The sequence below is a fragment of the Alistipes montrealensis genome, assembly GCF_018362775.1.
In the GTDB taxonomy this organism is placed as follows: domain Bacteria; phylum Bacteroidota; class Bacteroidia; order Bacteroidales; family Rikenellaceae; genus Alistipes; species Alistipes montrealensis.
Genome location: NZ_JAGYXY010000002.1, coordinates 641,560 through 654,736, shown reverse-complemented (window position 1 = coordinate 654,736; position 13,177 = coordinate 641,560). Strand labels below are relative to the sequence as shown.

Here is a 13,177-nt window from a genome sequence, read left to right as displayed (position 1 = left end):
AACTTACCGATATGAAACGTTTTTTCTTACTCAGCCTGTGTCTGGCCGCACTCGGCGCCTGCTCGGACGATGAAACGACGGAGCAGAAGCCCGCCGTGATCGGCGACGTGCAGTTCGCAGCGGCGATCGACCCCGTCGAGACCGAAAGCCGCGTCGTCCAGGAGGGCACAGCCATCCGTTGGGAGGCCGGCGACCAAATCGGCATCACGGCAATGATCGACGGCACGCCCCACATCGAAAACATCCCCTATACGCTCTCCGACGCCACGACGTTCAGCATGCTGACACCTGCCGCCGAAGCCATCCGCTGGAACGAGTCGGTCACCGGGCGGCGCACCTACTTCGCCTACTATCCCTACGACCAGACCAACGCCGGAGGACTGCTCAACCGCGCCGTCATCCGTTTCTCGGTTCCCGCCGAACAACACGTCGCCGCAGGCGCGAACACGACCCTGCCGCTGCTCATAGGCGAGGCTTCGACCTCCGCCACGCAGCAGCACCCCGTGGCGCTGCGCTTCCGTAACTTCGCTTCGGTGCTGGAACTGAATTTCGAGCCGCTCGAAGAGACCTCGGTCGCAACCATCGAAATCGCTCCCGCCGAAGGCTCCGCGCTGACGGGCTGGATGGCGGCCGACGGAACGACCGACAACCTCGGCAACGTGACCCTCACCGAACAGTCCGACCACCTGAAAGTCGTCTGCGACGGCGACGGCCTCGCGCTGGACCAGGCCCGTTCGGTCCGCATCCCGCTGGGACGCTTCACCTCCGCAGCGGGCGGACTCACGCTCAAGGTCGTGACCACCGACGAACGGGTTTTCAGCGAAACCATCTTCGCCGGAGAGCCGTTCACCTCCTACGTCACCGACGACACGGGGGCATTCGTCGCGGCCAAATACATTCCCCACACGATGAAAATGGAGGTCATCTCCGACGAGACCAACGAGGTCTACTTCTCCGACGATTTCGCCTGGATCACCGCCTCCAGCCGCTGGGACTCACTCACGGGCGGCGGATGGCCCACCGTGACTGCAGCGACTTCGGCTACGGGCAAGGCCAACTACTTCACATTGGACCTGCTCGACGATTTCACCCGCATCGGCTACTCCACGCTCGGTACACGCACCGACGTGCAGGCCCGTTACGAGGGTTATGTCTGCCTCGGCATTTCGTCCCGCCGCGCGGCGCTCGTCACCCCGGCACTCACCGCGATCGGCACGGAACCCGCCGACCTGCTCGTTTCGTTCTTCGGAGCCAACTACGCCACGGCGACGATGACGCCCGATACCAAACCGCTGACAATCTCGGTCGACGGCCCCGGCACGATCGGCGACACGGACGACACCTCGGTCGAACTGCCCCTCACCAACAGCTTCCGCTGGCGGAAATACTGGGTCATCGTCAAGGGCGCCACGGCACAGACGAGCATCGTCTTCGGCGCAGCCGACGCAACGGCCGGCGGCCGAATCCTGGTCGACAACATCCTGATCGGCAAAGCCGTGAAGGGCGCCGTCGCCGGATCGCGCGACGTACCTTCGACCATCGTCCCCCAAATCCGCGTGCACGGCAGCAGCCGCGCCGACATCAACAACCTCGAAGGCGCCGAAGCATCGCTGATCATCCAGTCCCCGGGCTCGTGGTCGGCAAGCACCGACGCCGACTGGCTCACCGTCTCGCCGATGAGCGAAGGCCTCGGAACAGGCATGGCCTACAGCCTCACATTCCGCGCCCTGTCGCAGAACCTCTCCGACCGCCCCCGCACGGCAACGATCACCGTTTCGTCCGGCGACCAGGCCACGGCGACGCTCACCGTCACGCAGACCAACGAGATTCCCGAGGTCGTTTACCTCGAAGACGACTTCGCATGGACGGCAGGCGACGGTACTACGGGCGGTATCCTGGGCGGCTCGCTGACCAACACGACGACCATCGGAACCAACGGCACAAAGGTTACGGCATGGGCTGAAAAGTACACCAAATACGGTTGGACCTCCGCCGGGGGCTACCTTTACGCCAAGAACGGCGTGCTGGGCTTCGGAACGACGACCGCCGTGGGCGACATGCTCTCCCCGGCGCTGACAGCCATCGGTCCGACACCGACCGACATCGTAGTCGAGTACGACGTACTGGAGTATAAGAACGCCGCCGAGACCGGCAAATCGATCTTCTCGGTACACGGCGACGGACAGATCGCATCCCTCTCAGGCAATTACACCGGCGTGAGCGGCGATACCTACACCGGTCCGGCCGCCGACAGCAAGAGTTACAACTACTATTGCGGCAACTATGCCGGATGGACCAACGGCGCGCAATGGCATCACATCACCGTCGTCGTCACGGGAGCCACGGCACAGACGCAACTGGGCGTCTCCGGCAACGGGGGTTACAGTCGTTTCTGGATCGACAATTTCAAGGTGTCGCAGAAAAAGTGATTCCCCATACGACTCGCAAAAAAAGGGAGGCGGTCCGTTGTGGACCGTCTCCCTTTTTTTTCTGCAAAACCCGCCCGATCAGCGGATGCCGCACTTCTTGAAGATCTTCAGCAGTTCGGGCTGGAGGTTCTGCGCCCAGCGCCAATAGCCCAGGTCCGAAGGGTGCGTGCCGTCGGCCGAGGTCACGTGGTCGGTTCCCGTCAGGTCCGCCTTGTCGATAAAATAAACGTTGTCGAAACGTTTCATCGCCTCGGCCATCTGTTTGCGGGCCATCTCACGCTTGGCCTCCTCGCCCTTGCGCGAACGGAGGTCGAAATTGCCGCTCTCACGGTAGATCGTCTGCACGAAGATCAGCGGCGTCGAAGGCAGTTTCTCGCGGATACGTGCAATGAAGGGAATCAGCCGCTCCTCGATCATCTTGGCGTCAGGGTTCGAAAAGGCGTCGAAAACCATCGCATCGGCGTCCTTCACGTCGCCGAGGTAGTCGGCGAAATAGGGCTGCAACTTGCAGTTGCCGCTGCAGGCGATGCTGCAAAAGTAGAGGCCCGTGTTACGGCCGATCTGCATCGGATAGCTCATACCCGCACGGCTGGTGCTCACGCCGTGGGTGAAGCTCGAACCGAAAATCACGATCTTGTGGCGGAAGGGATTCTCCATCGGAACGATCGTCGCCCCCTCGTCCACGCCGACCTGAAGCGAGGTCAGCTCGTTGTAATTGGGCAGGTAAAGCAGGCACTCTTTCTCCGAGGAATCCATGTGGCTGATCATCGTATAGGCCTCGCCGCGTTTTTTCGGGGCGCGCGAAGCGGCATAAAGCCACTCGCCATCCTTGCGGATGTAGAGGTCGAAGCCCTCCGAAGCGACCCGGGGCGTGCTCGCACCGTTGTAAACGAACGGCGCGTAGTCCGGCAGCAGGTCAATGCGCGTGGAATTGGTCTTGAACACCAGCGCGAGGCCCGCCGAGCAGCGCACCTGCTGGTTTTCGGCCTTGGTAAAGCCTTTATAAACAACCGTATCGATCCGGTGGTAAGGATGCGGCGTAGGCTGTGCCTTGCCGATGAGGTTCAACTCGGTAGCGTCCACAAACCGGACCTGTGCGGCCGCAGCCCAGGCCGCCAGCAGCGCAGCGGCCAAAAGAAAAAAGCGTTTCATTGGTGTAAATTTAAGTTATCGGTTCTCAAAAAAGGCGAAGTTTTCACGACTTCGCCTTTATAAAATCCGCCTGACACGGCTATTTGACAGCTTCCTGCCAGATCAGCGCCGACGCGCCGAGGATGGCAGCGTTCTTGCCCTGAATACCGCTGGGAAGCAGTTTTACCTTGTTCTTGAAGACGAAGAGCATGTTCTCCTCCATGAACCACTGCGTCGGTTCGAAGATCAGCTTGCCGGCCTTCGAAAGTCCGCCGAAGAGGAAAATCGCCTGGGGCGAAGTCACCGTCACCACGTCGGCCAGCGCGCGGCCCAGCATCTCGCCCGTATAGCGGAAAGCCTCCAGTGCAATGGGGTCGCCCTGCTCGGCAGCGGCCGAAATCATCGACGCGTCGAAGTCGTCGAAAGCGATGCTCCGCAGTTTGCTGGGAGCGTTCATTTTCGCCATCAGTTCGAACGCCGTGCGCTTGATACCCGTTGCCGAAACATAGGTCTCCAGACAGCCTTTGCGGCCGCAGCCGCACTCACGGCCGTTGCGCTCGACGATCACGTGGCCGAACTCGCCGGCAAAGCCGTCGTGGCCGTAGATCATCTCGCCGTTGGCAACGAATCCCGAGCCGAGGCCCGTACCGAGGGTGATCATGATGAAATCGCGCATGCCTTTGGCGTTGCCGTAGATCATCTCGCCGATCGTCGCTGCATTGGCGTCGTTCGTAATGAGCGTCTTCACGCCGCCGAAACACTTCGAAATATCGTCCGCCAGCGGGAATACGCGGCGCTTTTCGTCGGGATTGGGGTCGCCCTCCCTGAACTTCCACAGGTTCGCAGGGGTCTCGATCGTACCCTTGTGATAGTTGGCGTTGGGGGCTCCGATGCCGATACCCGTCAACTCGTACTCGAACGAAAGGCTCTGGGCCAGTGCGCGCATCGAGTCGCAAAGGTCCTCGACGTAAGCCGGATAGTCGTCAACAAAGGGATACTTCTTGGTCGAGATGACCGATTCGGCATAAAGGTCGCCGTTTTCGTCTACGAGGCCGAAAGCGGTGTTGATGCCGCCGATGTCCACGCCGATCGCGAGTTTTTTCATATCGTGTTTCAGGTTAAAAGTTAGTTTTATCCTGTCAAAGTTAATTGAAAATTCGGCTACTCCAAAGTTTTTTCCTATTTTTGGGACAGTTTCCGACCCAAAAGCACCATTCAAGACTCTATTCAAGACTATGCAGACCAACGAGCAGATGCTCTCCGCCATCGAAAATTATCTCGCCCAGGCCGAATTTCCGGCCGAGCCCGAACTCCTGTACGCTCCGATCAGCTACTCGCTGGCCGGGGGCGGCAAACGCCTCCGCCCCATGCTGTTGACGCTGGCATACGGAATTTTTTCCGACGACGTACAGCAGGCGCTGCCGGCAGCGGCGGCAGTCGAGGTGTTCCACAACTTCACGCTGCTGCACGACGATATCATGGACAACGCCGCCGTACGCCGCGGAAAACCCTCGGTTTATGCCAAATGGGGCCAGAACGTAGCCATTCTTTCGGGCGACGCCATGCTGATCTACGCCTACCGCCTGCTGAGCACCGTTCCGGCCAAACTGCTGCCGCAGGTGCTCTCGACGTTCAACACCATGTCGCTCGAAGTGTGCGAAGGACAGCAATACGACATGGATTTCGAACAAAAGCCCAAGGTTTCGGTGGTCGAGTACATGCACATGATCGAACTGAAAACTTCGGTACTGCTGGCCGGATCGGTCGTGATCGGCGCCATGCTGGGCGGCGCCTCGGAGGAGGATTGCCGCCGCCTGCGGCGCTTCGCCATCGAACTGGGCCTGGCGTTCCAGTTGCAGGACGATCTGCTGGACAGTTACGGCGACGAACGGCTGGGCAAAGCCATCGGGGGCGACATCCTCGAAGGCAAGAAAACCTACCTGATGGTCACGGCGATGAGCCGCTCGGACGAGGCTACACGCGAAGTCCTGCGCACGGCCTACCGCGACGCAACGCTTTCCGACACCGAAAAGATCGCCAAGGTGAAGGCCATCTACGACCGTCTCGACGTGCCGCGCCTCACGGAACAGCAGATCCAGGTGCGTTTCGAACGTGCGCTGTCGATCCTCGACACCCTTTCGGTAGAGCCTGCACGGACGGGGCGCATGCGCGACTACGCAATGAGTTTAATGGGGCGGAAAAACTAAACGATGCAACGTTCCGACATTGAAATAATGGCTCCCGTCGGGAGCTACGAATCGCTGGCGGCCGCCATCCAGGCCGGGGCCGACGCCGTCTATTTCGGCGTCGGGAAACTCAACATGCGCTCGGCGTCGGCGGCCAACTTCACACTCGACGACCTCGCAAAAATCGTCGCCACGGCCCGCAAAGCCGGGGTGAGGACCTACCTGACGGTCAACACGATCGTCTACGAAGACGAAATTACGGACGTGCAAGCCGTGATCGACCGCGCGAAGCGGGAAGGCGTCGACGCCGTCATCGCCTCCGACATGGCGGCGATCCTTTACGCCCGCCGGATCGGACAGGAGGTGCACATCTCGACCCAGAGCAACATCTCGAACTCCGAGGCGGTACGTTTCTACGCCCAGTGGGCCGACACGGTGGTGCTGGCCCGGGAGCTTTCGCTGGAACAGGTTGCGGCGATCCGCCGCCGGATCGTCGAAGACGACATCCGCGGTCCGCGCGGCGAACTGGTCGAGATCGAGATGTTCGCCCACGGCGCATTGTGCATGTCCGTTTCGGGCAAATGCTACCTGTCGCTCTACGAAACGGGCTGTTCGGCCAACCGCGGCGCCTGCCGCCAGTTGTGCCGCCGCAAATACACCGTCACGGACAAGGAGACCGGGGCGCAGCTCGACATCGACGGCCGCTACGTTCTCTCGCCCAAAGACCTCTGCACGATCGACTTCCTCGACAAAATGATCGCCGCGGGAGTCCGGGTGCTGAAAATCGAGGGACGCGCACGCGGCGCGGAGTATGTGAAGCGCGTGGTGGAGTGTTACGACCAGGCGCTCAGGGCCATGGAGGCCGGGAGCTACACCCCCGCTTTAACCGAAGGGCTGAAAGGGCGGTTGGCCACGGTCTTCAACCGCGGGTTCTGGGAAGGTTACTACGCCGGACGCCCCGTCGTAGAGCACAGTCCCGCCTACGGTTCGTCGGCCACGCAGCGTAAAGTGTACGTAGGTAAAGTGGTGAATTTCTACAAGAAACTCTCGGTAGCGGAAGTGTTGGTCGAAGCGGCGCCGCTAAATACCGGAGAGACAATATTTTTCCTCGGCGCAACCACGGGCGTCGCCGAGCAGACGCTCACCGAACTGCACGGACCCGACGGCAATCCGGTGCAGTCCGTCGCACAGGGAGAGTTGTGCGCCATCCGCACCCCCGGCATAATCCGCCGCGGAGACCAGCTCTATAAATTCGTCCCAGCCGACAAAGCCTAAAACCCGATACCGATGGATAAACCTCAACCGACCAAACCGGCCGCTTCGCAGCGGCTTCTTTCGCTCGACGCCCTCCGGGGTTTCGACATGCTCTTCATCATGGGCTTTGCAGGGCTCGTCGTGGGCCTGTGCAAACTCTGGCCCGGGGATTTTTCGACCTGGATGACCGCTCAGATGGGCCACGCCGACTGGAACGGATTCTTCCACCACGACACCATCTTCCCGCTGTTCCTCTTCATCGCCGGCATCTCGTTCCCCTTCTCGCTCTCGAAACAGCGCGAAAAAGGGATGGGCGAGCGGAGCATCTACCTGAAGGTAATCCGCCGCGGACTGACGCTCGTGGTGCTGGGATTCGTTTACAGCGGATTGTTCAACCTCGAACCCGGCACGCTGCGCCTGCCGAGCGTACTGGGCCGCATCGGCCTGGCGTGGATGTTCGCAGCGCTGCTGTTCATCAATTTCAGGGTCCGCACGCGCATCCTGATCGCCGCCGCGATTCTCGTCGGCTACGGACTGCTGCTGCAATTCGTCGCCGCACCCGACGCCGGAGGGGCCGGGCCGCTGACCCTCGAAGGCAATATCGTGGGTTACGTCGACCGGATGATCATGCCCTCGCACCTGCTGGGCGGCAAGGGATTCGACCCCGAAGGGCTGCTGAGCACCCTGCCGGCGATCGTGACAGCCATGCTGGGCATGTTCACGGGCGAGTTCGTCCGCCGTTCGGAGCAGCAGACCTCCGGAAGCCGCAAGGCACTCTGGATGGCCGCCGCAGCCGTTGTCCTGCTGGCGGCGGCGCTCTGCCTGGACGCAGTGCAGCCGATCAACAAGAAGCTCTGGACCCCGGCGTTCGTCTGCGCTGCAGGAGCCTATTCGCTGGGCATGTTCGCGCTGTTCTATTATATAATAGATGTAAAACAGTGGCGGCGGTGGACCTATTTCTTCAAGGTCATCGGCGTCAACTCGATCACGATCTATATGGTTCAGCGCGTCGTACGCGTGAGCTACACCTCGGAGTTCTTCTTCGGCGGACTGGCTTCGAAATGTTCGCCCGAAGTGGCGGCCGTGGTGCTTTCGGCGGGTTACGTGACCGTCTGCTGGCTGCTGCTGTGGTTCCTGGACCGGAAAAAGATATACCTTAAAATCTGACAGGCCCCAACAACTGAAAGGCGCATCGCAAGGTGCGCCTTTTTTCAGGCCCCTAAAACTGCTGACGGCCAACTATCGAAAATTTTTTATCGAAATTCAATAAATATTATTTGTTTTTCAAAAATTGTTTCGTATGTTTGCAGTGTCGAAAACAGAAAAGACATCCCATGGAAATCGAAAAAGTCATCCGCATTCTGACCATTTTCCTCGTCGCAGCCGCCTTCGCCGTGAAGGTCGCCACACGCCTGATGTTCCCCGGGGCATCGCACACGAGCGACCTCCCGCTGATCATCGTACTGATCCTCTGCCTGGGCAGCATCTGGCGCCAGGCAACCCGCAAGAATGAGAAACCAAACAAATAATCCCATGAAAAAACTCCTGATTATCGCCGCGATGGCCGCCGCAGCCGTTGCATGCGCTCCGAAGACAGCCCCCGAGCTGCCGATGGAAACCTTCTTCCGCAATTCGGAAAAGACAGGCTACCAGATATCGCCCGACGGCAGCTATTTCTCCTACATGGCTCCCTACGAAAGCCGCCGCAACATCTTCGTGCAGCAGGTGGGTTCCGACGAGGCCGTCCGCCTCACCTCGGAAACCGAGCGCGACCTGGCCGGCTATTTCTGGGCCAACGACAACCGCATCCTCTACCTCAAGGACACGGGCGGCGACGAGAACTACCAACTTTACGGCGTCAATATCGACGGCACGGACCCGAAGGCCTACACGGCCATCCCCGGCGTGCGGACCCAGATCATCGACCCGCTCGAGGAGATCGACTCGCTGATGATCATCGGCACGAACCAGCGCAACCCGCAGATATTCGACCCCTACCGCCTGAACCTCAACACGGGCGAGATGACGATGCTCTGCGAAAACCCCGGCGACGTGCAGGGCTGGCAGACCGACCACGACGGCAAGCTGCGCGTGGCTTACGCCATCGTCGACGGCGTCAACTCCCAGATCCGCTACCGCGAGACCGAGGCCGAGGAATTCCGCCCCGTGCTGACGACCAACTTCAAGGAGTCGGTTTACTTCGCGACGTTCACGCCCGACAACAAGATGGTTTACGCCATCACCAACCTCGGACGCGACAAGGAGGCCCTCGTACTGATGGACCCCGCGACGTGCGAAGAGAAAGAGATGCTCTATACGAACGACACCTACGACCTGGAAGGCGTCTGGTACAGCGAGAAGGAGAAGAAACTGCTCGGTGTATCGTACGAAGGACACAAGGGCACGACGCGCCACTTCTTCGATAAGGAGGCCGGCGACATGTTCGGCCGCATGGAGCGCCACCTGCGCGGCTACGAGCTGGGCATCGTCGGTTCGAACAAGGCCGAGGACAAATACATCGTCGCAGCCGGCAGCGACCGTACGGCAGGCGCCTACTACATCTACGACGTTGAAGCCGACACGATGACCAAGCTGGCCGACCTCAAACCCTGGATCAAGCAGGAGGAGATGGCCGAAATGCTTCCGATCGAGTACACTTCGCGCGACGGCGAGCGTATCGAGGGCTACCTCACGCTGCCCGTGGGCAAGACCCTGCGCAACGCCAAGAACCTGCCCGTCGTGGTGAATCCGCACGGAGGCCCGTGGGCCCGCGATTCGTGGGGCTTCAACCCCGAGGCGCAGTTCCTCGCCAACCGCGGCTATGCCGTCTTGCAGATGAACTTCCGCGGCTCGACGGGCTTCGGACGCCGCTTCATGGAGATAGCCTTCGGCAAGTGGGGCCAGGAGATGCAGGACGACATCACGGACGGCGTGAACTGGCTGATCGGAAAAGGCATCGCCGATCCCGCGAAGATCGCCATCTACGGCGGCTCGTACGGCGGTTATGCAACGCTGCAGGGCATCGTGAAAGACCCCGACCTCTACGCCTGCGCCGTAGACTACGTGGGTGTCTCGAACCTCTTCTCGTTCATGAACACCATTCCGCCCTACTGGAAACCGCTGCTCGACCAGATGTATGAAATGGTCGGCAACCCCCAAACGCAGGTCGAGATGCTGACCGAGAACTCCCCGGCACTCAACGCCGACAAGATCAAGAGTCCGCTGCTGGTGGTCCAGGGAGCAAACGACCCCCGCGTGAACATCAACGAAAGCAACCAGATGGTCGACGCACTCCGCGCACGCGGCGTAACGGTAGACTACATGGTCAAGGACAACGAAGGCCACGGATTCCACAACGAGGAGAACCGTTTCGACTTCTACCGCGCGATGGAGAAATTCTTCGGCAAATACCTCAAAGGCATCCAGCCCGAGGGCAACATCGTCCCGGAAAGCTGCCGCCGGTAGTGTTCAACTCGACCCGACCCGAGAAACGCAACCAATCCAAATAAAAAGTTCAAACCCGGGTTTGCCCGGAGCGGTCCTCTTACCAGCCGCAAAACGGAAAAACCCACTTAGTTGTGTGCCGAAGCCCCGGAATATCCGGGGCTTCGCGTGTTTTGCGCGTTTCGGCCGTGGACGGTGTGCCGCTATTTTGCCGGCCGGAAAGCCGCGGCGCACCCGCGCCGAAGGAACGACTTTTGGTATTTTTCCCGGAAAAGCCCGAAAAAATCCCTACTTTTGCAGTCGCAATGAACGCCGAACCCCACATACACCTGCGTCCGGCAGACGGACTGCCCATGCCCCGCAGGGTATGGGCCATCCTGGCCGTGGCGTTCGGCGTATCGCTCTCGGTGATCGACGGCACAATCGCCAACGTCGCCCTGCCCACCATCGGGCAGGAATTGGGCATTTCGTCGGCCGACTCGATCTGGATCGTCAATGCCTATCAGTTAGCCATCATGGTTTCGCTGCTCTCGTTCTCGGCGCTGGGCGACGTGGTCGGCTACCGCAAAATCTACATCGGCGGGCTGATGCTCTTCACGGTGGCTTCGGTGGCCTGCGCACTCTCGGGATCGCTCCAGACCCTCGTGCTGGCGCGCGTCATGCAGGGATTCGGGGCCGCAGCCATCACCTCGGTCAACACCACGCTGATCCGCTTCATCTACCCCAAAGCCCAACTGGGCCGCGGTATGGGCATCAACGCCACGGTGGTCGCCGTGTCGTCGGTGGCCGGGCCGACACTGGCCGCAGGAATCCTCTCCGTAGCCAGTTGGCCGTGGCTGTTCGCCGTGAACATCCCGATGGGGCTCGTTGCCCTGGCGCTCAGCCGGAGGTTCCTGCCGGAAAATCCCGTCCGGGTGAGCGCACACCGGTTCGACTGGCGCGACGCGGTGATGAACGCCCTGACGTTCGGCCTGCTGATGGCCTCGGTCGAAGGCTTCTCGCACGGGCTGGACCCGCGCCTGCTCACGCTGGGCGTCGCAGCGCTGTTAGTCATCGGATTCTTCTTCATCCGCAGCCAGCTGCGCGAGCCCTATCCCATCCTGCCGTTCGACCTGCTGCGCATCCCGATTTTTTCGGTGTCGGTGCTGACCTCGATCTGCTCGTTCCTCGGGCAGATGCTCGCCATGGTGGCGCTGCCCTTCTACCTGCAGGATGCCTGCGGCTACAACGACGTCGAGACGGGACTGCTGCTGACGGCCTGGCCCGCCATCATCATGATCGTCGCCCCGGCAGCGGGCATGCTGGTCGAACGCATCCACGCCGGACTGCTGGGCGGCACGGGCCTCACGATGATGGCCGCGGGACTGTTCCTGCTGGCCTTCCTCCCGGAGCATCCGACCGATTTCGACATCATCTGGCGGCTGGTGCTCTGCGGTGCGGGCTTCGGACTGTTCCAGTCGCCGAACAACAGTATCCTGATCGCTTCGGCCCCGCCCGAGCGAAGCGGTTCGGCAAGCGGCATGCTGGCCACGGCACGCCTCGTGGGACAGACGACGGGCGCCGCGCTGATGGCCCTGCTGTTCCACATCGTTCCCGAAAACAGCACCCACACGGCCCTGCTGCTGGCAGGCGGATTCGCCGTCACGGGCGCAATCATCAGTCTCACCCGCATCTCCCTGCCCCTGCCCGAAGGATTAACCCGCAAAAAATAACGCCATGTTTCGTGCACTCCTGCTGCTACTGCTGCTGACGCCCGGATTCGGACTGTCCAAAGCCCCGGCGATCCGCCCGCCCTACCTGCATGCGGGCGACACCGTGGGCATCGTCGCCCCGGCCGGAAAACTCCGGCAGGGAGCCGATACGGCCGGGGTCCGCCGCCGTATCGAAGCATGGGGACTCAAGGTCCGCTTCGGGGAGCACCTGCTGGCGGGCGACGACACGGACTACCTCGCAGGGAACGACACCCTGCGGGCCGGGGATCTCCAGCAGATGATCGACGATCCGCAGATCAAGGCCGTCATCGCCTTCAAAGGCGGCTACGGCTCGGTGCGCCTCATGGACCTCGTGGACCTCAGGCCCCTGCGCCGCAATCCCAAATGGATTGTCGGGTTCAGCGACATCACCATGCTCCACATGGCCCTCCGAAAACTCGGCGTGGAGAGCCTGCACGCCACCATGCCCACCTGCTTTGAGAGCGACTCGACAAGCACCGACGCCTCGGCCGATTCGCTGCGCAGCGCCCTGACGGGGACTTTCCGGCGGATCGAACTTCCGCCCCATCCGCTCGACCGTCCCGGGACGGCCCGCGGAACGATTGCCGGAGGCAACCTCACGCTCATCTGCTCGGCCATCGGCACACCGCAGCAAATCGACATGCGCCGTCCGACGATCCTGCTGATCGAGGAGGTGGGAGAGAGTGCCTACCGCCTCGACCGGCTCATGCAGCAGCTGCTCCGGAGCGGAATGCTCCGACAGGCGGAAGCCATCCTCGTCGGCCACCTGACCGGCATCGAAAACAGCAAATCGTTCCGGGCCGAAGACGCCCGGCAGATCGTCGCTCGCTACACGGCGCCGCTCGGCATTCCCGTCGTATTCGGATTTCCCGCCGGACATGAAGCTCCCAACCTCCCGGTTTTCATGAACCGCAAGGTACACATCACCGTCGGGGAGCAGGGATCGGTCGTGGAATTCTGAAAAATCCCGCATCGGCAACCGCAGTCCGGCATATTTTTA

At 61.2% G+C, this 13,177-nt stretch carries 10 protein-coding genes; 8 read left to right on the top strand and 2 right to left on the bottom strand.

Annotated elements, in window-relative coordinates:
• The first annotated feature begins 11 nt into the window (after nucleotides 1-11).
• Nucleotides 12-2,429, top strand: a complete 2,418-nt coding sequence (locus KG007_RS05805) for a BACON domain-containing protein (protein ID WP_213347668.1) — start codon at nucleotides 12-14, stop codon at nucleotides 2,427-2,429.
• Nucleotides 2,430-2,507: 78 nt separating this feature from the next.
• Here the strand turns inward: KG007_RS05805 and KG007_RS05800 are convergent, their stop codons facing one another.
• Nucleotides 2,508-3,581 carry an SGNH/GDSL hydrolase family protein gene (locus KG007_RS05800; RefSeq protein ID WP_195458879.1) on the bottom strand — a complete coding sequence of 358 codons (1,074 nt, stop codon included), beginning with the start codon at nucleotides 3,579-3,581 and terminating at the stop codon, nucleotides 2,508-2,510.
• A gap of 79 nt (nucleotides 3,582-3,660) precedes the next feature.
• The gene (locus tag KG007_RS05795) at nucleotides 3,661-4,665 is read right to left on the bottom strand and encodes an ROK family protein (protein ID WP_195458880.1); all 1,005 of its coding nucleotides are present in this window, start codon (nucleotides 4,663-4,665) and stop codon (nucleotides 3,661-3,663) included.
• 130 nt (nucleotides 4,666-4,795) lie between these two features.
• On the opposite strand from KG007_RS05795, the gene KG007_RS05790 reads away from it, so the two are divergent.
• From KG007_RS05790 to KG007_RS05760, 7 genes are all read left to right on the top strand, one after another.
• Nucleotides 4,796-5,767 (top strand): polyprenyl synthetase family protein, encoded by a 972-nt coding sequence (locus tag KG007_RS05790; RefSeq protein WP_195458881.1) that lies wholly within the window; start codon nucleotides 4,796-4,798, stop codon nucleotides 5,765-5,767.
• Between the two features lie 3 nt (nucleotides 5,768-5,770).
• Nucleotides 5,771-7,021: a peptidase U32 family protein gene (locus tag KG007_RS05785; RefSeq protein ID WP_213347667.1), complete on the top strand. Its 1,251-nt coding sequence runs from the start codon at nucleotides 5,771-5,773 to the stop codon at nucleotides 7,019-7,021.
• A 12-nt stretch (nucleotides 7,022-7,033) separates the two neighbouring features.
• Nucleotides 7,034-8,167: an acyltransferase family protein gene (locus KG007_RS05780; protein WP_213347666.1), complete on the top strand. Its 1,134-nt coding sequence runs from the start codon at nucleotides 7,034-7,036 to the stop codon at nucleotides 8,165-8,167.
• A gap of 167 nt (nucleotides 8,168-8,334) precedes the next feature.
• Entirely contained in the window at nucleotides 8,335-8,529 is a 195-nt protein-coding gene (locus KG007_RS05775) for a hypothetical protein (RefSeq protein WP_213347665.1), read from the top strand.
• Nucleotides 8,530-8,560: 31 nt separating this feature from the next.
• The gene (locus KG007_RS05770; RefSeq protein ID WP_249413265.1) at nucleotides 8,561-10,465 is read left to right on the top strand and encodes a S9 family peptidase; all 1,905 of its coding nucleotides are present in this window, start codon (nucleotides 8,561-8,563) and stop codon (nucleotides 10,463-10,465) included.
• Nucleotides 10,466-10,797: 332 nt separating this feature from the next.
• On the top strand, nucleotides 10,798-12,156 hold the full coding sequence (locus KG007_RS05765; RefSeq protein ID WP_213347732.1) for an MFS transporter: 1,359 nt from the start codon (nucleotides 10,798-10,800) through the stop codon (nucleotides 12,154-12,156).
• Between the two features lie 4 nt (nucleotides 12,157-12,160).
• Nucleotides 12,161-13,138, top strand: coding sequence for a S66 peptidase family protein (locus KG007_RS05760; protein WP_213347663.1), 978 nt, complete (start codon nucleotides 12,161-12,163; stop codon nucleotides 13,136-13,138).
• The last annotated feature ends 39 nt before the right edge of the window (nucleotides 13,139-13,177 follow it).

What these genes read in the sequence shown, in the direction of transcription:
- KG007_RS05805 (WP_213347668.1), top strand. Translation starts at nt 12, where the DNA reads ATGAAACGTTTTTTCTTACTCAGCCTGTGTCTGGCCGCACTCGGCGCC.
- KG007_RS05800 (WP_195458879.1), bottom strand. Translation starts at nt 3,581, where the DNA reads ATGAAACGCTTTTTTCTTTTGGCCGCTGCGCTGCTGGCGGCCTGGGCT.
- KG007_RS05795 (WP_195458880.1), bottom strand. Translation starts at nt 4,665, where the DNA reads ATGAAAAAACTCGCGATCGGCGTGGACATCGGCGGCATCAACACCGCT.
- KG007_RS05790 (WP_195458881.1), top strand. Translation starts at nt 4,796, where the DNA reads ATGCAGACCAACGAGCAGATGCTCTCCGCCATCGAAAATTATCTCGCC.
- KG007_RS05785 (WP_213347667.1), top strand. Translation starts at nt 5,771, where the DNA reads ATGCAACGTTCCGACATTGAAATAATGGCTCCCGTCGGGAGCTACGAA.
- KG007_RS05780 (WP_213347666.1), top strand. Translation starts at nt 7,034, where the DNA reads ATGGATAAACCTCAACCGACCAAACCGGCCGCTTCGCAGCGGCTTCTT.
- KG007_RS05775 (WP_213347665.1), top strand. Translation starts at nt 8,335, where the DNA reads ATGGAAATCGAAAAAGTCATCCGCATTCTGACCATTTTCCTCGTCGCA.
- KG007_RS05770 (WP_249413265.1), top strand. Translation starts at nt 8,561, where the DNA reads ATGGCCGCCGCAGCCGTTGCATGCGCTCCGAAGACAGCCCCCGAGCTG.
- KG007_RS05765 (WP_213347732.1), top strand. Translation starts at nt 10,798, where the DNA reads ATGCCCCGCAGGGTATGGGCCATCCTGGCCGTGGCGTTCGGCGTATCG.
- KG007_RS05760 (WP_213347663.1), top strand. Translation starts at nt 12,161, where the DNA reads ATGTTTCGTGCACTCCTGCTGCTACTGCTGCTGACGCCCGGATTCGGA.